The sequence below is a fragment of the Aeromonas media genome (assembly GCF_020423125.1).
Lineage (GTDB): Bacteria > Pseudomonadota > Gammaproteobacteria > Enterobacterales > Aeromonadaceae > Aeromonas > Aeromonas media.
Window position 1 is genome coordinate 1,785,065 of the sequence record NZ_CP075564.1, and the last position, 22,218, is coordinate 1,807,282.

At 55.1% G+C, this 22,218-nt stretch carries 18 protein-coding genes and 1 pseudogene; 12 read left to right on the forward strand and 7 right to left on the reverse strand.

All coding sequences use genetic code 11. From position 1 onward, the window contains the following. Positions 1 to 39: 39 nt before the first annotated feature. The 7 genes from KI797_RS08240 (at position 40) to KI797_RS08270 (ending at position 11,146) form a co-directional block, all read left to right on the forward strand. Positions 40 to 1,539 carry an AAA family ATPase gene (locus KI797_RS08240; protein WP_226172501.1) on the forward strand — a complete coding sequence of 500 codons (1,500 nt, stop codon included), beginning with the start codon at positions 40 to 42 and terminating at the stop codon, positions 1,537 to 1,539. Beyond that, positions 1,530 to 3,023, forward strand: a complete 1,494-nt coding sequence (locus KI797_RS08245; protein ID WP_226172503.1) for a VWA domain-containing protein — start codon at positions 1,530 to 1,532, stop codon at positions 3,021 to 3,023. Before KI797_RS08240 ends, KI797_RS08245 begins: the two co-directional genes overlap by 10 nt. Continuing rightward, a complete protein-coding gene (locus KI797_RS08250) occupies positions 3,020 to 6,292 on the forward strand; it encodes a type I restriction endonuclease subunit R (protein ID WP_226172506.1) in 3,273 nt (1,090 codons plus the stop codon). The genes KI797_RS08245 and KI797_RS08250 overlap by 4 nt, the downstream gene beginning before the upstream one ends. 5 nt (positions 6,293 to 6,297) lie before the next feature. Then, the gene (locus KI797_RS08255; RefSeq protein WP_226172509.1) at positions 6,298 to 7,071 is read left to right on the forward strand and encodes a M48 family metallopeptidase; all 774 of its coding nucleotides are present in this window, start codon (positions 6,298 to 6,300) and stop codon (positions 7,069 to 7,071) included. Positions 7,072 to 7,513: 442 nt separating this feature from the next. Next, positions 7,514 to 8,386 carry a TnsA endonuclease N-terminal domain-containing protein gene (locus KI797_RS08260; RefSeq protein ID WP_226172512.1) on the forward strand — a complete coding sequence of 291 codons (873 nt, stop codon included), beginning with the start codon at positions 7,514 to 7,516 and terminating at the stop codon, positions 8,384 to 8,386. Continuing rightward, on the forward strand, positions 8,376 to 10,556 hold the full coding sequence (locus tag KI797_RS08265) for a transposase (RefSeq protein WP_226172515.1): 2,181 nt from the start codon (positions 8,376 to 8,378) through the stop codon (positions 10,554 to 10,556). Before KI797_RS08260 ends, KI797_RS08265 begins: the two co-directional genes overlap by 11 nt. Positions 10,557 to 10,558: 2 nt before the next feature. Then, the gene (locus tag KI797_RS08270) at positions 10,559 to 11,146 is read left to right on the forward strand and encodes a hypothetical protein (RefSeq protein ID WP_226172518.1); all 588 of its coding nucleotides are present in this window, start codon (positions 10,559 to 10,561) and stop codon (positions 11,144 to 11,146) included. Here the strand turns inward: KI797_RS08270 and KI797_RS08275 are convergent. Both KI797_RS08275 and KI797_RS08280 read right to left on the reverse strand, forming a co-directional pair. Then, on the reverse strand, positions 11,070 to 12,140 hold the full coding sequence (locus KI797_RS08275) for a histidine kinase dimerization/phospho-acceptor domain-containing protein (protein ID WP_226172521.1): 1,071 nt from the start codon (positions 12,138 to 12,140) through the stop codon (positions 11,070 to 11,072). The two genes, KI797_RS08270 and KI797_RS08275, sit on opposite strands and share 77 nt — an antisense overlap. Continuing rightward, positions 12,137 to 12,811: pseudogene (locus KI797_RS08280) on the reverse strand (heavy metal response regulator transcription factor). Before KI797_RS08280 ends, KI797_RS08275 begins: the two are co-directional and overlap by 4 nt. A gap of 132 nt (positions 12,812 to 12,943) precedes the next feature. Here KI797_RS08280 and KI797_RS08285 point away from each other — a divergent pair. After that, a complete protein-coding gene (locus KI797_RS08285) occupies positions 12,944 to 13,459 on the forward strand; it encodes a GlcG/HbpS family heme-binding protein (protein ID WP_226172526.1) in 516 nt (171 codons plus the stop codon). Positions 13,460 to 13,469: 10 nt separating this feature from the next. Beyond that, on the forward strand, positions 13,470 to 13,883 hold the full coding sequence (uraH, locus tag KI797_RS08290; RefSeq protein WP_226172530.1) for a hydroxyisourate hydrolase: 414 nt from the start codon (positions 13,470 to 13,472) through the stop codon (positions 13,881 to 13,883). A 268-nt stretch (positions 13,884 to 14,151) separates the two neighbouring features. On the opposite strand, the gene KI797_RS08295 is transcribed toward uraH, so the two are convergent. Further along, positions 14,152 to 14,637 carry a VOC family protein gene (locus tag KI797_RS08295; RefSeq protein ID WP_226172533.1) on the reverse strand — a complete coding sequence of 162 codons (486 nt, stop codon included), beginning with the start codon at positions 14,635 to 14,637 and terminating at the stop codon, positions 14,152 to 14,154. A 219-nt stretch (positions 14,638 to 14,856) separates the two neighbouring features. Between KI797_RS08295 and KI797_RS08300 the strand changes: the two genes are divergently transcribed. After that, positions 14,857 to 15,612, forward strand: coding sequence for a class I SAM-dependent methyltransferase (locus KI797_RS08300; protein WP_226172535.1), 756 nt, complete (start codon positions 14,857 to 14,859; stop codon positions 15,610 to 15,612). Positions 15,613 to 15,732: 120 nt separating this feature from the next. Here the strand turns inward: KI797_RS08300 and KI797_RS08305 are convergent, their stop codons facing one another. After that, positions 15,733 to 15,978: a hypothetical protein gene (locus tag KI797_RS08305; RefSeq protein ID WP_005324333.1), complete on the reverse strand. Its 246-nt coding sequence runs from the start codon at positions 15,976 to 15,978 to the stop codon at positions 15,733 to 15,735. A 116-nt stretch (positions 15,979 to 16,094) separates the two neighbouring features. Here KI797_RS08305 and KI797_RS08310 point away from each other — a divergent pair, with 116 nt between their 5' ends. Then, positions 16,095 to 17,396 carry an MFS transporter gene (locus KI797_RS08310; RefSeq protein ID WP_226172537.1) on the forward strand — a complete coding sequence of 434 codons (1,302 nt, stop codon included), beginning with the start codon at positions 16,095 to 16,097 and terminating at the stop codon, positions 17,394 to 17,396. Positions 17,397 to 17,470: 74 nt separating this feature from the next. Here KI797_RS08310 and ahpF read toward each other — a convergent pair whose 3' ends face one another. From ahpF to KI797_RS08325, 3 genes are all read right to left on the reverse strand, one after another. Continuing rightward, positions 17,471 to 19,057: an alkyl hydroperoxide reductase subunit F gene (gene ahpF, locus KI797_RS08315; protein WP_226172539.1), complete on the reverse strand. Its 1,587-nt coding sequence runs from the start codon at positions 19,055 to 19,057 to the stop codon at positions 17,471 to 17,473. Between the two features lie 109 nt (positions 19,058 to 19,166). Further along, positions 19,167 to 19,733, reverse strand: coding sequence for an alkyl hydroperoxide reductase subunit C (gene ahpC, locus KI797_RS08320; RefSeq protein ID WP_005324327.1), 567 nt, complete (start codon positions 19,731 to 19,733; stop codon positions 19,167 to 19,169). Positions 19,734 to 20,375: 642 nt separating this feature from the next. Continuing rightward, the gene (locus KI797_RS08325) at positions 20,376 to 20,822 is read right to left on the reverse strand and encodes a CBS domain-containing protein (RefSeq protein ID WP_005324325.1); all 447 of its coding nucleotides are present in this window, start codon (positions 20,820 to 20,822) and stop codon (positions 20,376 to 20,378) included. Positions 20,823 to 21,097: 275 nt separating this feature from the next. On the opposite strand from KI797_RS08325, the gene queA reads away from it, so the two are divergent. After that, positions 21,098 to 22,165 (forward strand): tRNA preQ1(34) S-adenosylmethionine ribosyltransferase-isomerase QueA, encoded by a 1,068-nt coding sequence (queA, locus tag KI797_RS08330; protein ID WP_005324322.1) that lies wholly within the window; start codon positions 21,098 to 21,100, stop codon positions 22,163 to 22,165. Positions 22,166 to 22,218 lie beyond the last annotated feature (53 nt).

The following is a 22,218-nucleotide window of genomic DNA, read 5'->3' on the forward strand; positions in this document are numbered from 1 at the left end:
AAAAATTTAAATAAAATAAACAATCAGTTAGGGATAAACATGAAATTACAGCAACGGATGGAACTGCTGGTAAAAGCGGTATGTGAAGGAATGTTCGAGCGGGAAGAGGTGATCTCGGTGGCGCTACTTGGTGCCTTATGTGGTCAGAATACCTTTCTTTACGGCCCACCCGGCACGGCCAAAAGCCTGATCTCCCGTCGCATCACCTGTGCCTTTGCCAATCCTGCCTACTTCGAGTACCTGATGAACCGGTTCAGTACCCCTGAGGAGGTCTTTGGCCCCATCTCGATAAAGGCGCTCAAAGAGGATCGGTATGTTCGTAAAACCGAGCATTATCTGCCCCAAGCTGATTTCGCGTTTCTGGACGAGATATGGAAATCGAGCCCGGCGATCCTCAATACCCTGCTGACACTCATCAATGAGCACACTTTTCGCAACGGTGAACAGATCGAGCAGGCCCCGCTTAAAGCGCTGGTGGCAGCATCGAATGAAACGCCCGATGCCAGTCAGGGGCTGGAGGCGCTGTACGATCGCTTTATCATCCGCCTGATGGTCGGGCCTATCGCGCAGTCTGATAATTTTGAACGATTGCTGGCGTGCAAACCGACCGAGGCGGTGATCCGGGTTGATGACTCGCTTATTGTGAACGCCTATGAGTGGGCTGAATGGCGTGAGAAGCTGCATGAGGTGCGCTTGTCACCTGAAACACTGACCATTATTCACCTGATCCGCGGTGAACTCTCCACCAGATATGACGAATTGAAGGTCTATGTTTCCGACCGCCGCTGGCAGCGTGCGGTACAGCTGATGAAGGCTGCCGCGCTCTTTAATTGCCGCAGCGAAACCAACCATAGCGATGCCTTGCTATTGCGGCACTGTTTGTGGACCCGTGAAGATAACCGCATTGCCGTCAACGAAATCGTCGAGCAGGCAGTCAAGGATACCGGTTTTGACAGTGGCGTAAATCTTGCGCAAATTGATGCAGAAAAAGAAGCTTTGGATAAAGAAATAAATAACGAACTTTTCCACTTCACTGATGTTTACGATACGGAGACAATAAATGGGGAGGGTTTTTTCGAAGTAGAAAATCCATTTAACAACACTAGGGTTAAGTCTTCCATATTTATTTCATCGGGGAACCTTAAGAAAGATAATGAGTTTCATCCGGTAGACCAACATGGTAACGAAATTAGTGGTGTCTACTGCAAATTTGATGGGCAAGGTAGCTGCCGAATATCAAATCGCTACAATAATTATAATTTCAAACCAGAAGTTCTTTTCCATAAAGGCGATAAAAAACCTCATGTCAACAAACGGCTTATCACCTCATTGGCTGCGTCAGTGGCAAAAACCAGAGAGCAGCTTATAGCCACTCTGGACAAGATAGAAACCCAGCGCCAAGGCTATGAGAAAAAACTGGCATCCATTTTCGTACCCGCCAAGCAGCGGGCGCTGGCTATCGATGGCGTTGTCGAGCAGATAGATCGGCTCAAACTGCGTATCAAAGATTGCGAACGGCTGGAAGCCTTATGCAAATAAGCCAAGTGGAGAGTGCTGCGCTTTTCATCCAAAGAGAGCTCCACGACAGCTATGCCGGGCTGCTGGAGCACTCTGACTCGCTGGCCAGTCAGGTCACGCAGTATGTCGAGGGGTGGAAGAGCGATGCCCAGGCAATGTTGGCCAACGAATGTCCATTCGCTGAGCATGCCCACAAGTTGAACCATTGGCTAAGAGAAAATGCGGTTGGCGAGATATCCAAGGCCTCTTTTCAAGGGGCTGTGAAAGATTTTCTCGCGCTCTGTAAAGCCAGCCAGCATCCAGCCGATCCGCCGTTTTGGCAAAAGCAGGTTGTAGAGACTTTCGATCAGAACGCGGATGTGCCGAAAGAGGATAAGGCTATCAGTTGCCAACTGCTGGGTGCTGAATGGCTAAAAGTGCTGGATAAAGCCCGCACTGGCTGGGAGCTGACCAAGATCGAGCAATTGCGCCGCCAGTTAATGGAACGATTGGAGACCATGCTCAAGCTGTTGCAGCAGTTGCAACCGTTACTTGAAGGGTTGGGGCTGGATCCGGGGCTATTAGTTGATCTCTCCAGTGGCCACCTCGCTACTCAGGATCTGGTCCAGTTCCAGCATTGGGCCAGCTATCTGGCAAACGACAAGGGGTTGCACGCGCTATGCGACTTGCTCGGCAAGATCCGGCAGATTGAATTGTCCGAGAAGATCGAGCGAGTGAAAATCAACCACGCCCTGGATGTCTATCTGCCTGATATCAATTCCCGAGAGGAGATTGTGGGTATTCGGTTGGGGCGAGATCTGGAGTATGTATTGCCCAGCGAGAAAGCCCTGCTGGCAGATGCAGAGACAGCGCTGCTGTTTGATCTGAAATTCGTCGAGTCACGACTGATGAGCTTCGATATGGCAGGCATTCAGACTCAACACCTGCATGTTGCAAGAGAAGAGGACAGACAGGTCAACGAGGAGGATAAGCGCGGCCCCATGATCCTCTGCGTTGATACCAGTGGCTCAATGAACGGGGCGCCTGAGACAATCGCCAAAGCGATGACACTGTTTCTGGCGACCAAAGCGAGAGAGGAGCAACGCCCCTGTTATCTGATTAACTTTTCGACGAGTATCGAGACGCTGGAGTTGACCGGAAAATGGGGCCTTGCTGCGATAATCGGCTTTCTGAAAATGTCATTTCATGGTGGTACTGATGCTGCGCCAGCCCTTGGTCATGCATTGAAAACCATGGCAGCAGAGACCTATCAAAAGGCTGACCTGCTGATCATTTCTGACTTCATCATGGCTGATCTGCCACCGGCTACCTTGGCAAATATCGAGAAACAGCGTGGTGAAGGTAATCGCTTTTACTCCCTGGTGGTCGGCTCTGCCTATATGGTTCAGAGGCTAAAGAGTCTCTTTGATCATGAGTGGGTATACAACCCGACGACGAGCACTATTCATGAGCTGATCGGCTTTCAGCAGAAAATTGACAACAAGTTCGAGGTACTCCCGGTATGAAAGCCCTGCCGAAATTTCAAGAAGAGTACAGCGCCAAGATCCCGGCCCTGACGCTGCTGACCCAGTTGGGCTGGACTTTCCTCTCCCCCGAAGAGGCGCTGGCTGCGCGGGATAACAAGCCCGATCAGGTGGTGCTGCGCCAGATCCTGCGTTCGGTGTTGGCCGAGCGCACCTTTGTGTTTGCGGGCAAAACCCATCCGCTGTCGCCCAAGTCGGTGGACAATCTGGTGAGCGAGCTGTGCAGTCCGGCCCTGAATGAAGGTTTGCAAGCGGCCAACGAGCGGCTCTATAACCACCTGCTCTACGGCATGTCGGTCACCGAGTTTGTCGATGGCAAGAAGGTCAGCCCCACCATCCCGCTGATCGACTGGCATAACCCACACAACAACCGCTTCACCTTTACCGAAGAATTCAGAGTTACTCGTTCTGGCGGGATTGAATCGCGCCGCCCGGATATCGTCTGCTTCGTCAATGGCTTGCCCTTGGTGGTGATTGAGGCCAAGCGCCCGGATGGCCATACCAAAAAAGGCCCAACCATCAAGGAGGGGATCTCCCAGAGCCTGCGCAACCAGCGGCCTGACGAGATCCCGCTGCTGTTTGCCTATAGCCAGTTGCTGCTCTCCATCAACGGTATCGAGGGGCGATACGGCACCTGCGGCACGCCGGAGAAGTTCTGGGCCGCTTGGCGCGAGGAGGACATCGGCGATGGTGCTATGACGGCTATCAAAAATAAGCCTCTCTTGCCCGAGCAGATTTCAGCCCTGTTTAGCCATAGGCCCGCCGCCGATCTGGACTGGTATCAGTCCTTGGTCGCCAGGGAGCTGGCCGTCAGCGAGCAGGATCGGCTGTTGGTAAGCCTGCTTTCACCTGACCGGCTGTTGGAGATGACCCGCCTGTTCACCCTGTTTGACAAGAAGGCGGGCAAGATCGTGGCCCGCTACCAGCAGGTGTTTGGCATCAAGCGGTTGATCGAGCGTATCAACCTTAAAAATGCGGGTGGCGGGCGTGAGGGCGGGGTGATCTGGCACACCACCGGCTCGGGCAAGTCGTTCACTATGGTGTTCCTCAGCAAGGCGCTGATCCTGCACGAAAGTTTGAAACAGTGCCGCATTCTGGTGGTGACCGACCGGGTGGATCTGGAGAGCCAGCTCAGCAAGACCTTTGCCTCCAGCGGTGAGCTCGCTGGCAAGAAAGACAAAGAGGCGGCCATGGCCACCTCGGGCAAGCGGCTTGCGCAGCAGATCGGCAAGGGCAGCGAGCGCATCATCTTCTCGCTTATTCAGAAGTTCAATACCGCCACCAAGCTGCCGGAGTGCATCAACAAGAGCCCGGATCTCATCGTGCTGATCGATGAGGGTCACCGCAGCCAGGGGGGCGAGAATCATATCCGCATGAAACAGGCGCTGCCCAACGCCGCCTTCGTCGCCTTTACCGGCACGCCCTTGCTCAAGGATGACAAGACCACCAACAAGTTCGGCCCCATCGTCCATGCCTACACCATGCAGCGGGCGGTCGAGGACAAGACGGTGACGCCGCTGCTCTATGAGGAGCGCATCCCCGATCTGGAGGTGAACGAGCGGGCCATCGACAGCTGGTTTGAGCGCATCACCCAGGGGTTAAGCGAGCAGCAGCAGGCCGATCTGAAACGCAAATTTGCCCGCAAGGGCGAGATTTACAGCGCGGAAGACCGGATTAAGCTCATCGCGTTCGATATTGCCAACCACTTCGCCACCAACATCGACGAGGGGCTCAAGGGCCAGCTGGCCTGTGACAGCAAGGCCTCGGCGGTGCTTTATAAAAAGTACCTCGACGAGGTGGGAAAATTCGAATCGGCGGTGGTGATGAGCCCACCCGACAGCCGTGAAGGCAACACCGAGGTGGATGAATCGACCACGCCGCTGGTCACCCAGTGGTGGAAGGATAATGTCGGCACTCAGGATGAGCAGGAGTACAGCAAACAGGTCGTGAGCCGTTTCGACCAGGATGACGACCTCAAGCTGCTGATCGTGGTAGACAAGTTGCTGACCGGCTTCGATGAGCCAAAGAACACCGTGCTTTATATCGACAAGCCGTTGAAAGAGCACAACCTGATCCAGGCGATTGCGCGGGTCAACCGGCTGCACCCGAAGAAGAAATTTGGTCTGCTTATCGACTATCGGGGCATCTTATCCGAGCTGGATATCACCATCGGCAAGTACCAGGATCTCGCTTCTCGCACCCAGGGCGGCTATGACGTTGACGACCTCAAAGGTCTCTACAACCAGATGGGCACCGAGTACAAGCGCTTGCCGCAGCTCTACCAGACCCTGTGGGGTATCTTCGCCGGGGTGAAGAACAAGCAGGATATCGAGCAACTGCGCCAAGTGCTGGTGCCCAAGATGGAGGATCTGGACGGCGAACTGGTGGATGTGAACCTCAAGGTGCGAGAAGACTTCTACGAGGCGATCACGGCGTTTGCCAGTTGCCTGAAAGTGGCGTTGCAGTCGGCCTCTTTCTTCGAGGACAGCGCCTTTAGCGAGGCGGATCGCCGTCACTACAAGGAGACGGTGAAACAGCTCTCCAGCCTGCGCCAACTGGTGCAGCTGGATGCAGGTGAGAAGGTGGACTACGACGAATATGCCGAGCAGGTGAAGAAGCTGCTGGATAAGCATGTGGTCGGTGTAGAGGTCAAAGAGCCGGGTGGCGTCTATGAAGTCGGCAAGATGGGCCAGCAGCAGCCAGAAGAGTGGAACGAGAACAAGACCCGCAACGAGACCGATATCATCAAGACTCGGGTCACCCGTATGATTGAGCAGGAGCTACGCGACGACCCTTACGCCCAGGAAGCCTTCTCCAAGCTGCTGCGCCAGGCCATCGAGGAGGCGGAGAAGCTCTTCGATCACCCGCTCAAGCAGTACATGCTGTTTCGTGAGTTCGAAGAGCAGGTGCAGGATCGTCGTCTGAGTGACATGCCCGATGCCTTTGCCGGTCATCGCCATGCGCAAGCCTACTTTGGGGTGTTCAAGAAGGTGCTGCCGGAGGTGTTTGCCATCACCGACAGCCAAGTACAGGACAAATGGATAGCGCTGGCCTTCGAGATAGACACTATCGTGGATGCCTCGGTGGCTGAGCACTCCATCAACCCGCAGAACATCGAAGCAGGCATCCGCAAGCAGTTGCTTCCGCGCATGTTCCAGGAGTGCAAGGCCATCGGCAGCGGCATGGAGCAGGCCAAGAAGATCGTCGAGATGGTGGTGCAGATCACCCGCGTCGGCTTGAGTGGAGTCTGATCGGAATGAATGTGCCTATTCGGGCTAAAGGTGATGCTCAGGCCCAGGCTCCAGCTCCATCTTTTCACTTTCGCTACGGCGATGAGTTGATCGCCTTCGAGCGGGTAGAGCGGCCACAGGCCTGCGGCAAGGTGTTGATCAAGGTACATCCCGATTGCCGTGTCGTCGTCTCTGCGCCGCTTGAGGCAGACAACGATGCTGTGCTCTCGGCGGTTAAGCAGCGCGGACGCTGGATCTACGAGCAGTTACGCGATTTTCGTGAGCAGTTGGAGCATGTCACCCCACGCCAGTACATCAGCGGTGAAAGCCACTATTACCTTGGCAAACAGTACTTGCTCAAGGTGATAGAGGCACCTGATGCAATGCAGGGGGTAAAGCTGCTGCGCGGCAAACTGGAGGTGTCGGTTCGACAACGTAGCGCCGAGAAAGTCCGTGAGCTGCTGGCAGACTGGTACAAGGCCCGTGCCAAAGAGGTGTTTGCCAGACGCCTCAACGCCATGCTGGATCAAGCCATCTGGATTACCGGTCGTCCGCCGCTGCGTATCCTGACTATGCAGACCCAGTGGGGGAGTTGTTCCCCCCATGGCCGGATCACGCTTAACCCGCACCTCGTCAAAGCGTCCAGCGAGAGCATTGATTACGTCATCCTGCACGAGCTCTGCCACATCGCCGAGCACAACCACAGCGAGCACTTTTACCGGCTGATGAGCCAGGTGATGCCGGGTTGGGAAAAGACCAAAGAGCGATTGGATGGGATGGCGGCTCGATTGTTGGCGTAAGTTATCTGATCGTCAGTCACTCCCACAGCCCGGCAGGGTACCCTTGCTGGGCTGTTTCTTTAGTACTGATGTCGCCTACTGATCCTCAAAGGATCCCTCTCATGGCCGAAAAGGCCATTTTTTCTGTGCAGAACAATCGATAGCCTCAGAATCATGCTCTATATCAGCTGCCCTCTTATATCTAAATTGGAATAAAAAACTTGTACTTATTATTTATAAAAATAAATATGCACTGTTGTGTGTATTTATGCGCATATAAGTAAGTTTTTGTTTTTAAATGAAAAATACAATAATTCAATACGTGTGGAGTTTTCACCACAGCAGCATTACTAGTTAATATTTAAAAAAATAAATAAGCAAAAACAACACCTTACGTTCATTCGTGTTGTTGACGATCCCCTGCCTGCTGACTAGGTTGTATGCAAGTCAGATAGGAGCGGTCATGAAGCAAAAGATGGTTAAGCAGCCAATTATCACAGATGCAGAAATCGCCAAAATAGAGCGATACAACCGAGACATCCAAGCTCGGGGGTATCGGCCCTGGGTCACAGTGCGACAGTCCCATACCTATGGGCAGGGTCAGATTGTGTATAGTCACAAGACCAAACGTGAGCACCATCTGCTCAGCCGTGGTGAGCGACTCCCATTTTTTCACTTCGAACATGACCCAACGGTTATCGATATTCTGGAACAGTACCCGCTTCCCCTGCATAAAACTCTAGAAATTTCTGCCTCTCTGAACATTGTCCATCCAGGTAATTACAAAGAGAGGGGCAATCATGGTGGTCGTATTCCAGCCAAAACCATGACTCAGGATTTTTTAGTGTTGAGGCAATCCGATAGTGACAACGCGCGATTGACAGCGTACAGCTATAAATACTCCGATGCACTGGATCCTGCGATCACCAATCCCCGAGTCGTTAATCGAACACGAGCAAAAGAGAAAATTGCCCTTGAATATTGGCGTACTCTAAATGTCGATCATGTGCTGATAACAGAAAATAATTTCAACGAAGACTATATTTACAATGTAATATTTATGCGTGAATGTTTCGATAAGCCTGAGTTTATTCAGAGCTCTTCGGATGTTTACAGCATCGTGTATGGCCGAATCAAACACCATCTTAATATTTTACCATCCAGTACATTGCTAATGCTGATCCAGCATGTGGCTCAGGAATTGAACCTATCTGATATACAGGTGTTATCAGTTTTTCAACATGCTGTTTATATCAATCGACTGAAAGTCGACCTGACACAACGACTAGAATTATACAAGCCAGTGCCATATGTTGAGGTGGATTATGCGGATTAACCAAAAACTGGTTTCAAATACTGACGAAAAATCAGAATTATTGATTGTTGCCATATGCTGGGATACCGGCCTTTTGGCCGTAAGCGATTTGTTGGCTAAGGTTCCCTTGCGCCCCTTTGTTGTATCGATTACTGAAATAGAAGCTGCTATTCGTAGTGGGTATCAAAAAATTGTCGATCATGATTTTCCGAAAATTCTCTTGACGCCAGATACACAGCTGGATCCAGGCTGGATTAAGGCTCGCGATAAAGCTCTTGAGGCCATCAGACCCCTGTTGAAGGAACCAGAATTGCTGCACCGCTATCTTTTTGGTGACAAGCGCGGGATTTTGCAGAAACTCATTGAATCTTCTGGCCTGAGCAAAAAATATATTGCCAGTCGATTAAATCGTTATTTCTATTTTGGTGGTATTAAAAATTCACTATTACCCCATTATTTCAAATGTGGTAAAAACAATCAGTTGCCCATAGAGCCAGTGATACGGGAGGGGACAGTTTGTATTAAATCAAAGTCTGGACCTGAAACTCGCTATGGCACTCCATACCGTGGCGTAACTCAACAAGATATTAAACAAATTGAGCAATTTTCTAAAACCATTCGGTCGGGTGTGGGTGTTAAATTTTCTGAGTTGCATCTGGATTATTGTATGAAATACGCATCAGTTGAGATACGTCCAACGGGTGCCGAGGATTGCGACATTGCAGAACCAACACGCATTATATTCCCCAGAATGCAGCTTATTTCACCCAGAAGTTTCAAAATGCATCTGAAAAAATTTGTGAGTAACCTAACCTTCTTAAAAAAGCGAGTTGGCGCCATCAATTATGCCCGTGACCATGCAGGCAAACCAGGACTCGCTCGTGCAGGCCTACGTGGACCCACATCACGTTATGAAATCGATAGTACTGTTGCTGATGTTTATATTCGATATCCTTACAGTAAGGACGAATTGTTGAGTACCGGTCGGCCAGTAATATATTTTGTCATCGATACTCTTAGTGGCATGATTGTCGGCTTGCATGTTGGTTTCGAATCGCCATGCTGGCATGGAGCCAGTCAGGCATTATTTAATGCGATGAACAGTAAAGTTGCCTTCTGTCAGCGGTATGGCGTGAATATCACAGAAGCGGACTGGCCCTGTCAACTGCCATGCCGCGAGTTGACATTTGACCGGGGTTCTGAGAATACAGATAAAAATATTTCCAGTCTGTTACGTGGGCTCATTGGTGTCACTGTTGGAAATTTTAATGCGTATCACCGTGGTGACATGAAGGGAACAATCGAAAAAAACTTCGATATCATTCAGACTCTAGCAATTCCATTTGAGGCAGGTAAGGTTGTTAAATACCCACATATGGAGGATCAACATGCATCTCGTCGCCCTTTGCTAACCTATGAGCAATTCATGAAGCGACTGATTATTATCATTATTTACTCAAACAATAATCGCCAACGGGTGAGCTCACATAATTTCGAGATGTCACGTGACGGGGTGGGATTTACTCCACGTGATGTCTGGAATTGGGGGCTGGAAAATTCGGTAATGGTGGCTCCTGTTGCGGTAGATCGTCTCCGTTTTGCTCTGTTGCCCGAGGCCGAGGCGACGGTGCGGGCTGAGGGGATATTTTTCAGGGGCCTTTACTACAGCAGTAATCACATTGTGCAGATGCAGTGGCTGGATCAGGCTAAAAATTTTGGCCGCTATAAAATACAGGTTAGATATATAGATACTTGTACCAATCAGGTGTGGTGCAAAGCTGATGACAGTGATGAGGTTTATCAATTAGAACTGACGGATCGCAGTGAGGCATACCGCAATCAGATTTGGGCGAATGTCATACACCGCTTGGAACTCGTTAAAAATCAATTGGCAGAACTGGATGAAAAGCGATTTAACGCGCGGGCAGAATTAGAAATGGACCTGCGTGAATGTGATGACTTGATTCGTCAGGAAAATCGTGGACTAAAAAAATCCATTGCCAAAAGTATACAACCAGGCATGAAGACCCACAAACGTCTAGAGGGCCAGTTACAGCGCCACCAAGAAGTGATGGCCATTGTTACTGATTTGGCTCCTATTGCTCAGTCAAATATACCTCATGTTCAAGCGAAGTCGGTACCAGCGCAAGATCTCACTGATCCAACAATATTCACAGTTCAGGAAAAATAACCATGGCGGAACCGAAATACTTTGTACACCCCAATGTGAATTATCGTGGTAATCCCTATATTGAGGGGTTAGGTCTGCCACTCTCTTCGACACAGTTTTATGCGAACTGTGAGATCCCTTTTCACTATGATTTAGATCTGGGCGGGGTAGATGAATCGCTACATTCATATTTTATCCGTACAGCCATTGACCAACTGGCGACGGTTTATACATCTCCAGATGAGGCATACCGTTTATACGACCAGATGCGGCGGATGATCGAGGCCGGATATATTCGACGCAATCCGGTTGGGGCTGATGTTCGTCGGATATTAGCTGCGATTGATCGTGATAAGGCTGAACCGTGGAAGGCTGCGCATGTATTGGAACTGGAGTTGTCAGTTCAATACAGCCTGTTACTGCTGGGGCTGAGTGGACGTGGAAAGTCCACGATGGTAAAGCAGATTTGCAGGCAGATCCCACAGACGATAGAACATGGTGGTTATACGGATCACCATGGCAACGAGTTTGTTATTAACAGAACACAGGTGACCTATCTGTATATCGAGGTACATGATCGCCGTGGCCAAAAGGCATTACTACTAGCGTAATCCCTCGCTCTTGTCCCATTCCCTCGAAATATTCACACAGTTGCTCCACCAGGCTGTGGAGTGCCATCGTCTCATGTCGCAGCGTTTTGTTGGGCTGCTCGGTACGAGCCAAGAACAACATGCTGTCGACCATCCGGGCCAAGCGTTCGTACTCTTCTTGGTTCGATACCAGCAGATTCTGATACTCCGCTATTGAGCGGTCACGGCTCAGTGCTTGCTGGGTTTGCCCTGTCAAATTACTGAGCGGGGTGCGCATCTCGTGGGCCAGATCTTCGGAAAAACGTGATAGCTGAGTGAAGCCCTGTTCCAAGCGTGTAAGCATTTGATTCAGCGCACGACTGAGTGCACTCAGTTCGTTCAACTCTTCAAACTCAGACAAGCGCAGATGCAGGTGCTGTACATCAATGGCGGCAGCATGCATCGCCAGTTGACGAACTGGTTTCAAGCCGCGCAGGCTGACCAACCAGCCGAGTAAAAAGGCTAGCAAGGCGCCGATGGCCAACGCTGCTAGCACTTTTAGCCGATAGGCGTTGAGCATCTGTTCGCGTTCACCGAGGTATTTGCCCGTAATCAAGGTCAGGCGGTGTTGCGCCGTGACCACATCCAACCAGGCCAGACGCAATAATGGGGTCTGCGAACTATCTGACAGCCTCGGTTCTGGTGCTGCAGGCAAGATGGGACGTGGCAGGGCAAGCGGATTAATATCGATCTGTAATTGGTCATGGTCATCGACAATCCAGAGCAGGCTGTCCCGATTGCCCAACATGCTGTCGTAAAGCTGGGGGCGAGTGCGTAGGGTATCGATACTGGCACTGTCATGGATCAGTGCCTGCATCCGCTCCAGGCGGCCTAGCAATGCTTGATCATCGCGCCAGACAAGCTCACGTTGCAGTGATTGATATAAATAAAATCCCACCGCCCCGAGCAACAGCACGCTAACCAAGGCGAACATCATCGCCAGGCGAAGGCTCAATGTGCGTGGCCACCAGCTCATGGTTGAACATCCAGCCTGTAGCCAATGCCACGGATGGTGTGAATCAACTTGCTTGAGTAAGGATCATCGACCTTGGCCCGCAAGCGACGAATTGCCACATCAACCACATTGGTGTCGCTATCAAAATTCATCTGTCAGACATGTGAGGCGATCAAGGTTCGTGACAACACTTCACCTTCACGACTGAGCAAGAGATGCAGTAACGCAAACTCCTTGTTGGTCAGGGTTAAGCGTTCGCCATTACGAGTGACCTTGCGTGTGAGCAGGTCCAGATGCAAATCGGCGATCTGATAACGTTCGGCTTCACGCGGTGGGCCGCGCCGTAGCAGTGTCCGTATTCGGGCAAGCAACTCGGCGTAAGAAAAGGGTTTTACCAGATAATCATCGGCCCCGAGCTCCAACCCCTTGACCCTATCTTCGATAGCATCACGAGCGGTTAAAAACAGTACCGGCGTCTGCCATTTGCGCCGAATGATCTGTAATAGCTGCCAACCGTCCAGCTTGGGCAGCATGACGTCAAGGATGATCAGGTCAAATTCACTTTCCTGTACCAGATGTTGGCCATCGAGGCCATTCAATGCCACCTCAACCAAGAAGCCCGATTCGCTCAGCCCTTTGCACAGGTAATCTGCTGTTTTCACCTCATCTTCCACAATCAATATCCGCATCATCCCCTCCCATCACAGCCCTCTACTTTAGAGCTATATCGTCGAACGTCCCATTACAAATTTGTCATCTCAAGGCAATCAGTCTGAGCGCCACGTTTATGCACTATGGCGAAGAACCGCTCAAGGGAGCGTCCAATGGGAGGATTGATGCTTATCCGAAAAAATTACGCCTTATCAGCCATGGTGTTGGCACTGAGCTCCAGCGTGGTGTGGGCGGAAACCCCGCTAGTTGCCCAACGCTCAGATGTGACCTTGTCGATGGCCAATCAGTTGGTGCAAGCGACGTTGGCTGCCTGCCACGCAGAGGGGCGCACCGGCGTTGCAGCAGTGGTCGATCGTGGCGGTCATCTGGTGGCACTGCAGCGGGATGACAACGTCGGACCGCACAATACGTTGGCAGCCCAGCGTAAAGCGTTCACTGCTTTATCAACGAAAACGGCCACCGGCCTGTTAGCTGAACGGTCACGCAGTAATCCTGACGCGGCAAACCTCAACACAGTTGCAGAGTTATTGCTGCTAGGCGGCGGTGTTCCGCTAAAAGTGGGCGATCAGGTCATTGGCGCTATCGGTGTTGCTGGCGCTGGTGGCGCTCAGTTCGATGAAGGTTGTGCGCAGCAAGCAATCTCACACGTGTTACCTACCCTCAAATAACTTGGAGAATATGATGAACATTCTGAAAACCCTGATCGCCGGTGCTGCTTTGTGCAGCATATCGACAGTTGCTCTGGCTGCAGCCAATCCGCTGAGTGTCCACGTGCTTAACCTGCAAGATGGCTTGCCGTCACCAGGGGTTAGCGTCACCTTGGAAAAGAAGAACGGTGAGACTTGGAACACGCTAAACAGCGGATCTACCAATGAGCAGGGGCGTATTACTGAACTGTATCCAGCAGGTAAAGAGCTGGAGAAAGGCACTTATCGCGTGACTTTTAAGACCGGTGACTGGTTTAAGCAGCACACAACGGCCACCTTCTTTCCAGAGGTGCCGGTGATTTTTGAAGCCGATGGTAGCGTGCCACATTACCATATTCCGTTGCTGCTCAGCCCTTACGGCTTCTCAACCTATCGCGGTAACTGAGTGCTGAGAGCCAAGTTGACCTGACAGACGGCTAGTGGAACCGTGGCTACAACCGCGCCAAAGTCGTCTTCCCGTCCGACGCCGTGCGCGCCGCCAAGCTGTGGCCGTCGGTCAACCGCATCGACGACGTTTACGGCGGTGTTCTGCTCCTGCATCCCGACCGCGGATTACGCCAAGTAATCGTGGCGCCCGAAAGGGCTGACAGCCCATAAGTACAAGGCCACCCCTGCGGGTGGCCTTGTCGTTTCTGGCGCCCTCGATCTCGTGATCAGCCGCGGCGTGCCGCCTCGATGGCGGCGATATCAATCTTGCCCATCTGCATCATGGCTTCGAAGGCGCGCTTGGCAGCCTCGGGGTCGGGATCGCTGATCGCCTCGGTGAGGGCCAGGGGGGTGATCTGCCAGGAGATGCCCCACCTGTCCTGGCACCAGCCGCACTCGCTCGCCTGGCCGCCGTTCTCGATGATGGCGTGCCAGTAGAGATCCGTCTCGGCCTGGGTCGTCGTTGCGACTTGAAACGAGAAGGCCCAGTTGTGGCTGACCCCGGGGCCGCCGTTGAGGCCGAGGCAGGGGATCCCCATCACCCTGAACTCGACAGTCAGTACGTCCCCCCGCTTGCCGGCGGGGTAGTCGGCCGGGGCGCGGTGCACGGCATCGACGGCAGAGTCGGGGAAGAGGCTTGCGTAAAACCGTGCCGCCTCCTCGGCATCCCCGTCATACCAGAGGCAGATCCTGTTCTTTGCGGTTGTCATCATCTCGTGGCTCCTGCCGGTTGCTGTCATCCTGTGCCCCTCCCTTTCTCTTGCCCCATTGGTTGCTACCTGGCGCCCTCTGTTGCCAGCCGGGGAGTTGCATGATGTCGTCAAGTGTAGTGGCATAGGGATCCGGCCCGCCCGGTCTGGCGTGCAAAGCGGCAGGAAGGGAAACGGGATGCGGGCAGATGGTGCCCGTCACTGACAAGAGAGGTGTGCGCGATGGACAGTACCCAGCGATTCTCGACCCGGGTCGAGGCTTATGTGAAGTTCCGCCCCGGTTATCCGGCGGCCATGCTGGACTTTCTGGCTGACGAGCTTGCCATGGTGCCCGAGGCCCAGGTGGCCGACATAGGGGCGGGCACCGGCATTCTGACTACCCTGCTCGCCCCCCGGGTGGCGCGGGTCTGGGCGGTAGAGCCCAACGATGAGATGCGTGGCGCCGCCAGACGGCTGCTGGCGGATATGGGCAACATAGGTTGGTCCCACGGCAGTGCGGAGGCCACCGGCCTGCCGACGGGCTCGGTGGATCTGATCACGGTTGCCCAGGCGTTTCACTGGTTCGATCGCGCGGCCTTTCGGCAGGAGTGCCAGCGCCTGCTCAGACCCGGTGGCCGGGTCGCCCTGATCTGGAACGATCGGCTGACGAACACCGATTTTCTCAAGGCTTACGAGGAGGGGCTGCACGCCTATTCGGGGGATTACGAGGAGGTCAATCATCGCAACCTCGGCGAGCACGATTTTCGTGCCTTCTTCGAAGGGGAGTATCGGCTCGATCGCTTCGAGAACCGCCAGCTGTTCGATCTGGACGGCGTGCTGGGGCGGCTCAACTCCTCCTCCTATGCGCCCGCCGTCGGCACCCCGGCCCATGAGCAGATGACGGCGCTGATCCGCCGTGAATTTGGCCGTCATGCGGTCAACGACAGGATCTCCTTCAACTATTGCACCCTGGTTTACAGTGGTCGGGTGTCGGCCTGACCGAGGCCGATACCCGGTATGACAAGGCCCTCGTCGTTCTCGACGAGGGCCTTGGTGATGACCCTGGGACCTCGCATGGGTGGGCTGTGAAGCAGACCGTCGCGAGGGGGTACCATGACCTTATTCCATGTCGATGCCCAGGATGGCCATGGCTTTGGCCAGGGTATCGACGGATTCCTGATGTTTGCCTGCCTTGTGCAGGGTCTCTCCTTCTGCTCTCAACTGTTTTACCTCGGCCAGTTGCTCGGCGCTGAGGGCGGGGTTCGTTGCCAGGGCATCATCAATCTTCTTCATGTCCATGGGGCAGTGGAAGGCGATGGCGCTCCCGGCGAAGAGCAGGGTTGCCAACAACAGCATGAGTCTCATCTCTATGACCTCCTTGATGGGATCCCGTTAAGAATAGCCCGGGAGGGCCTGGGCCATTGGGTTGAACCGGGCAAGAAACAAAGGCTACCATGACCCTTTCGTCACTAGGAGGCGCCATGACACTCACGAGATTGCTGTCACCCCTGACCAGCCTGGTGATCTTCATTCTGGGCCACGGCATGTTCAACACCCTGCTGACGGTGCGCCTTTTTGCCGAGCAGGTGTCGGTGCAGGCCATCGGCCTGGTGTCGGCCGCCTATTTTGGCGGCCTGGTGCTGGGGGCCTTCGTCAATGCTCGCCTCATCATCCGGGTGGGCCATATCCGGGCCTATGCGGCCTACGCCTCCCTGCTCTGCTTCCTGTTCCTGCTGCACGGCATGGTGGTGGACCCTATCGCTTGGGCGGCGCTGCGGCTGCTGGGAGGCTTTGCCACCGGCGGCCTGTTCGTGGTGCTGGAGTCCTGGATGCTGGTCTCAAGCACCCCGGCGAACCGGGGGCGGCTGATGTCCCTCTACATGATCCTGCTCTATGGATCCCTGGCCATGGGCCAGTTGCTGCTCAAGTGGGTGGATCCCATGGTGTTGACCCCCTTTGCCCTGTGCGCCATGGCCGCCACCCTGTCGGTGGTGCCGCTCGCGCTCTCCCGGGTGCCCACTCCGGCCATGGTGGCACCCCAGCCGGTGGGAGTGCTGGAGCTTGTCCGGCTCACCCCGGCGGGCATGGGCAGCAGCTTCACCTCGGGCCTCATCCTCGGGGCCATCTACGGCCTGCTGCCGCTCTACTTTACCGACAGCGGCGCCTCGCTCTCTCGGGTGGCGGACATGATGGCGCTGGTGATCCTGGGGGGCATGTGCCTGCAATACCCCATCGGCCGGATGTCAGATCGTTATGACAGGCGGCTGGTGATCCTGCTGCTGTGCGGGGCGCTGACTCTGCTCGCCCTGCTGATGGTGCTGCTGCCCGAGGCGTGGCGCGAGCCGATCGCGGGTGCCCTGGTGTTCCTGCTGGGGGGCATGGCGTTCTCCATCTACCCCCTGAGTCTCAGCCACGCCTGCGACGAGTTGCGCCCGGATCAGGTGCTGGGGGCCAATCAGGGGCTGCTGCTCGCCTACAGTCTGGGGGCCATGATAGGGCCGCTGCTGGCGCCCTTCGTCATGGTGCAGTTCGGGCCAGAGGGGCTGTTTATCTACTTCGCCTTGTGCGGTGTCCTGCTGGCGGGCTATCTGGACTGGCGCAGGCGGCAGCGGGCGCCCATTCCCCTGGCCGAGCACCAGGTGTTCATGCCGGTGCCGCCCAATACCCCCATGACGGCCGAGCTGGAGCCGAGAACGGATCTGGAAGGGGAGGCGGTGCCCGCGAGTTATGCCGCGCCCGAGGTTGAGGATGTGGAGGGGATTGAGGAGTCGCAGGTTCGCTGAGGGCAGGTCTGCCCGAAGACGTGCATAAAAAAGCCGACTCCAGGGAGTCGGCTTTTTGTCGGGCGATGAGCCTGTCAGGCGGTCACGGCATCGGCCTTGGCGGCAGCGGCTTCCGGCGCCGCATTGCGGATGAGGTAATCGAAGGCCCCCAGGGCGGCGGTGGCGCCAGCGCCCATGGAGATGATGATCTGCTTGAACGGCACAGTGGTGGCATCCCCTGCGGCGTAAACGCCGGGCAGGGAAGTTGCCCCCTTGGTGTCGATCTCGATCTCGCCGAAGCGGGTCAGGGCGACCTCGCTCCCCTTGAGGAACTCGGTGTTCGGTACCAGACCTATCTGCACGAAGATGCCGGCCACCGCCAGGTGCTTGATCTCGCCCGTGGTGCGATCCTCGTAGTCCATGCCCACCACCTTGCTGCCGTCACCGATCACTTCGGTGGTGCGGGCGCTCATGATGATGTCGATGTTGCCCATGGAGCGGGCCTTCTTCTGCAACACCTCGTCGGCGCGCAGGGTATCGGCAAACTCCACCACGGTGACGTGCTCGACGATGCCAGCGAGATCGATGGCCGCTTCTATGCCGGAGTTACCACCACCTATCACCGCCACCCGCTTGCCCTTGAAGAAGGGGCCGTCACAGTGCGGGCAGTAAGCCACGCCCTTGGTGCGGTACTCGAGCTCGCCCGGCACGTTCAGGTCGCGCCAGCGGGCACCGGTCGCCAGGATCACGGCGCGGCTCTTCAAGGTGGCGCCAGAGGCGAGATCCACGTTCACGTAGCCATCCTTGCTGATGGCGGCGGCACGCTGCTCGGTGATCACTTCCACGCCGTACTGCTTGACGTGCTGCTCCAGGCTGGCGGCCAGCTTGGGGCCTTCGGTGTAGGGCACTGAGATGAAGTTCTCGATGCCGACGGTATCCATCACCTGACCACCGAAGCGCTCGGCGACGATGGCGGTGCGAATGCCTTTACGAGCTGCATAGATGGCCGCTGCGGCGCCAGCCGGGCCACCGCCCACCACCAGCACGTCGTAGGGGGCCTTTTCGCTCAGCTCTTGCGCCTTGCGCTCTGCCGCGCCGGTATCGAGCTTGGCGACGATCTCTTCCAGGGAGGTGCGACCCTGGCTGAACGGCTGGCCGTTCAGGTAGACGTTCGGGACCGCCATGATCTGGCGCTCGTTCACCTCGTCCTGGAACAGGGCACCGTCGATCATGGTGTGGGTGATGCCGGGGTTCAGGGTGGCCATCAGGTTCAGGGCCTGTACCACGTCCGGGCAGTTGTGGCAGGAGAGGGAGATATAGGTCTCGAAGTGGAACTCGCCCTTGAGGTTCCTGACCTGCTCCAGCACGGCCGGATCGGCCTTGGAGGGGTGGCCGCCGCTTTGCAGCAGGGCGAGCACCAGGGAGGTGAATTCATGACCCATGGGGATGCCGGCAAAATGCACGCGCGGTGCCTGGCCTTGTGGCGCCACGCTCATGGAAGGCTTGCGAGTAGCAGTGCCATCGGTCATGGAAATCTTGGGGGACATCTCGGCTATCTCGTTGGCCAATGCCAGGAGCTCTGCGGATTTGTCGCTGTCATTGCCGGACACGCTGATCTCGATGGGATTGACGATGTACTGCAAGTAACCGTTGAGTTGTTGTTTGAGGTTGGTATCTAACATGGTCGAATTCCTTCTTGTTATGGCGGTCGGCACTATTAATGAATACAGAAAGCACTGGGCCAGAAAGCAGACCGGCCCTTGAGTGGGCCGGTCTTGGAGAGCAGGAGGCTTAGATTTTGCCTACCAGATCCAGGGACGGGGCCAGGGTGGCATCGCCTTCTTGCCATTTGGCCGGGCACACTTCACCCGGGTGAGCGGCAACGTACTGGGCAGCCTTGACCTTGCGCAGCAGCTCCAGAGCGTCACGGCCGATGCCACCAGCGTTGATTTCAACGATCTGGATGACACCTTGCGGGTCGATGACGAAGGTACCGCGGTCAGCCAGGCCAGCTTCTTCGATCATCACGCCGAAGTTGCGGGTGATGGTGCCGGTCGGGTCGCCGATCATCGGGTACTGGATCTTCTTGATGGTGTCAGAAGTGTCGTGCCAGGCCTTGTGAGTGAAGTGGGTGTCGGTGGAAACGGCGTAGATCTCGACGCCCAGCTTCTTGAAGGCAGCGTAGTTGTCAGCCAGGTCGCCCAGCTCGGTCGGGCAAACGAAGGTGAAGTCAGCCGGGTAGAAGAACACCACGGACCACTTGCCTTTCAGGTCAGCGTCAGACACCTGAACGAATTTGCCATTGTGGTAGGCGGTAGCGTTGAACGGCTTGATTTCAGTGTTGATATAGGTAGACATGTATTTGCTCCTTGGTGATGTACATATGCCCGTCTGGTCGTGAAGTGCTTGGCCAGGCGAGGCGCTTAACTTTCGATGGAGGCATCATAGGGCTTTTCGCTAATCGGTCAAAGCCACAATTTTGAATCACTTAAATCTATTTATTAGATAGCCCATCGCAACTGTACCTAACATGAATATCTCAGGCCTTCAGAGATAACTCATTGTCGAAGTTCAATTTCTGTCCGCCATGTCACATTTTCAAGTCCCGGATGGGAACTTGTTTTATGCCGGAAGTGATGAGAGGAGTGTTGAAGGTGCGTCGGGCAGAGGGGGAGGGCGTGAGAGACGGGCAAAAAAATCCCGGCGCCGTCGCACAGACAGGGCCGGGTCATCAAACAAGGAATGGCGATATAAAAATGCTTTACAGCAAAGACTAACTACGGGGTGTGCAAACTTGCAGACATATGAAGAGAAGACATCGGGTGCACAATCCTCATCTCCTCTTCGGCAACCATTGCATGGACGGCATCATAGTGTGATGAAGATCACAAAGCAAGTTTGTGGTGTAATTTTTCAATCAAACTGAAAGTGTTTCAGCTATTTAGGCGATTAACTAAGCTGAAAACGCTTTTATTGTAATTTTATTACATTTTTTTGTGATCAGAAATCAGAGGGCGGCTCCTGCTCCTCCATCAGTTCCAGCAGATTGATGGCGACAGTGATGAAATCCGACTCCGTGACTATGCCCACCAGCTTGCGTCCCCGCACCACCGGCAGGCAGCCATATTTGTGGCGCTGCAGGTAGAGGGCTGCCTCCTTGATGCCGGCATGGGGATCCACGCTCGCCACCTGGCGGGTCATGATCTCGTCGAGCTGGACGCTGTCTGTGAACTCCGCTTCCCGCTCCGGATTGATGAGCAACAGTTTGGACTCGCGGGTCGCCAGTATGTCGGAGAGGGTCACCAGTCCCAGCAGATGCAGGTGCTCATCGACGATGGGGATATGGCGGATCTGTTCCTGCTGCATCAGCTCCATCGCCTGCTTGACGCTGTTCTGTGGCCCCAGGGTGAAGGGGTGTTCGGTCATGATTTCAGTCAGGGTCATCATGGTGGGCCTCCTCGTGTCTCTGTTCTCACCCTAGCTCAGCTCCTGGCGGTGGAACCTGATCAGGGTCAATACAGATCATTAAAGAATCATTAACCCAGGGGTTGTTGGTACGGCGGGGTACAAATTGACGCCCAAGTGCCCGTGTCGGTGCGCCAAGGGGCCCCCAGGCTCGCAAAAAGAGCGCTATCCCTTGCCGGCCTTGGGTTTTTGGTCTTTTGGGTTGCCTTGGAAGAGGGGGATAACTAGACTAGCCGCCGATTCCCCCGAGGTGAAAGATGCAAGTATCCGATTTTCATTTTGATCTGCCAGACGAGCTGATTGCCCGCTATCCGATGGCAGAGCGCACCGCCAGCCGCCTGTTGCAGCTCGATGGTCAAAGCGGCGCCCTGCGCCACGGTCAATTTGTGGATGTGCTGGACCAGCTCAACCCGGGCGACCTGCTGGTGTTCAACAACACCCGGGTCATTCCGGCGCGCATGTTTGGCCAGAAGGCCAGCGGCGGCAAGCTGGAGGTGCTGGTGGAGCGCATCCTGGACGAGCACAGCGTGCTGGCCCATGTCCGCTCTTCCAAGTCTCCCAAGCCCGGCACCCGCCTTATCCTCGATGGCGGCCCCGATGGGGAGAAGGTGGAGGCAGAGATGCGCGCCCGCCATGATGCCCTGTTCGAGATCCACTTCCTGGACCCCCGCCCCGTGCTTGAGATCCTGGAAGCTATAGGCCACATGCCGCTGCCCCCCTATATCGACCGTCCCGACGAGGATGCCGACAAGGAGCGCTACCAGACCGTCTACAACCAGAAGCCGGGCGCCGTGGCTGCGCCGACCGCGGGTCTGCACTTCGACGAGCCGCTGCTTGAGAAAATTCGGGCCAAGGGCGTGGAAACGGCTTTCGTCACCCTGCATGTGGGGGCGGGCACCTTCCAGCCGGTGCGGGTGGAGAAGATTGAAGATCACCACATGCATTCGGAATATGCCGAAGTGCCGCAGGAGGTGGTGGACGCCATCGCCGCGACCCGTGCCCGCGGTGGTCGCGTGGTTGCCGTGGGCACCACCTCGGTGCGATCGCTCGAGAGCGCGGCCAAGGTGACCCTGGCCCAGGGCAAGCCGCTGGCGCCCTTCTTCAGCGACACCGACATCTTCATCTTCCCCGGCTACCAGTTCCAGGTGGTCGATGCCATGGTCACCAACTTCCACCTGCCTGAATCCACCCTGATCATGCTGGTCAGCGCCTTCGCGGGTTACGACAACGTGATGGCGGCTTACCAGGCGGCCGTGGCCGAGCAGTACCGTTTCTTCAGTTACGGGGACGCCATGTTCGTCACCCGTCGCCAGGTCGAGGCATAAGCCTCCGCCTTCAGAAGCCGTTCAGGGAGGCCTTGTCAGGATCCTGGCCGGTT

Excerpts from the sequence above, each read along its gene's own strand:
- KI797_RS08295 (WP_226172533.1), bottom strand. The coding sequence starts at position 14,637 with ATGATGACAACCGCAAAGAACAGGATCTGCCTCTGGTATGACGGGGAT.
- KI797_RS08255 (WP_226172509.1), top strand. The coding sequence starts at position 6,298 with ATGAATGTGCCTATTCGGGCTAAAGGTGATGCTCAGGCCCAGGCTCCA.
- KI797_RS08310 (WP_226172537.1), top strand. The coding sequence starts at position 16,095 with ATGACACTCACGAGATTGCTGTCACCCCTGACCAGCCTGGTGATCTTC.
- uraH (WP_226172530.1), top strand. The coding sequence starts at position 13,470 with ATGATGAACATTCTGAAAACCCTGATCGCCGGTGCTGCTTTGTGCAGC.
- KI797_RS08260 (WP_226172512.1), top strand. The coding sequence starts at position 7,514 with ATGAAGCAAAAGATGGTTAAGCAGCCAATTATCACAGATGCAGAAATC.
- queA (WP_005324322.1), top strand. The coding sequence starts at position 21,098 with ATGCAAGTATCCGATTTTCATTTTGATCTGCCAGACGAGCTGATTGCC.
- KI797_RS08270 (WP_226172518.1), top strand. The coding sequence starts at position 10,559 with ATGGCGGAACCGAAATACTTTGTACACCCCAATGTGAATTATCGTGGT.
- KI797_RS08275 (WP_226172521.1), bottom strand. The coding sequence starts at position 12,140 with ATGAGCTGGTGGCCACGCACATTGAGCCTTCGCCTGGCGATGATGTTC.
- KI797_RS08305 (WP_005324333.1), bottom strand. The coding sequence starts at position 15,978 with ATGAGACTCATGCTGTTGTTGGCAACCCTGCTCTTCGCCGGGAGCGCC.
- KI797_RS08285 (WP_226172526.1), top strand. The coding sequence starts at position 12,944 with ATGGGAGGATTGATGCTTATCCGAAAAAATTACGCCTTATCAGCCATG.
- KI797_RS08245 (WP_226172503.1), top strand. The coding sequence starts at position 1,530 with ATGCAAATAAGCCAAGTGGAGAGTGCTGCGCTTTTCATCCAAAGAGAG.
- ahpC (WP_005324327.1), bottom strand. The coding sequence starts at position 19,733 with ATGTCTACCTATATCAACACTGAAATCAAGCCGTTCAACGCTACCGCC.
- KI797_RS08250 (WP_226172506.1), top strand. The coding sequence starts at position 3,020 with ATGAAAGCCCTGCCGAAATTTCAAGAAGAGTACAGCGCCAAGATCCCG.
- ahpF (WP_226172539.1), bottom strand. The coding sequence starts at position 19,057 with ATGTTAGATACCAACCTCAAACAACAACTCAACGGTTACTTGCAGTAC.
- KI797_RS08300 (WP_226172535.1), top strand. The coding sequence starts at position 14,857 with ATGGACAGTACCCAGCGATTCTCGACCCGGGTCGAGGCTTATGTGAAG.
- KI797_RS08265 (WP_226172515.1), top strand. The coding sequence starts at position 8,376 with ATGCGGATTAACCAAAAACTGGTTTCAAATACTGACGAAAAATCAGAA.
- KI797_RS08240 (WP_226172501.1), top strand. The coding sequence starts at position 40 with ATGAAATTACAGCAACGGATGGAACTGCTGGTAAAAGCGGTATGTGAA.
- KI797_RS08325 (WP_005324325.1), bottom strand. The coding sequence starts at position 20,822 with ATGATGACCCTGACTGAAATCATGACCGAACACCCCTTCACCCTGGGG.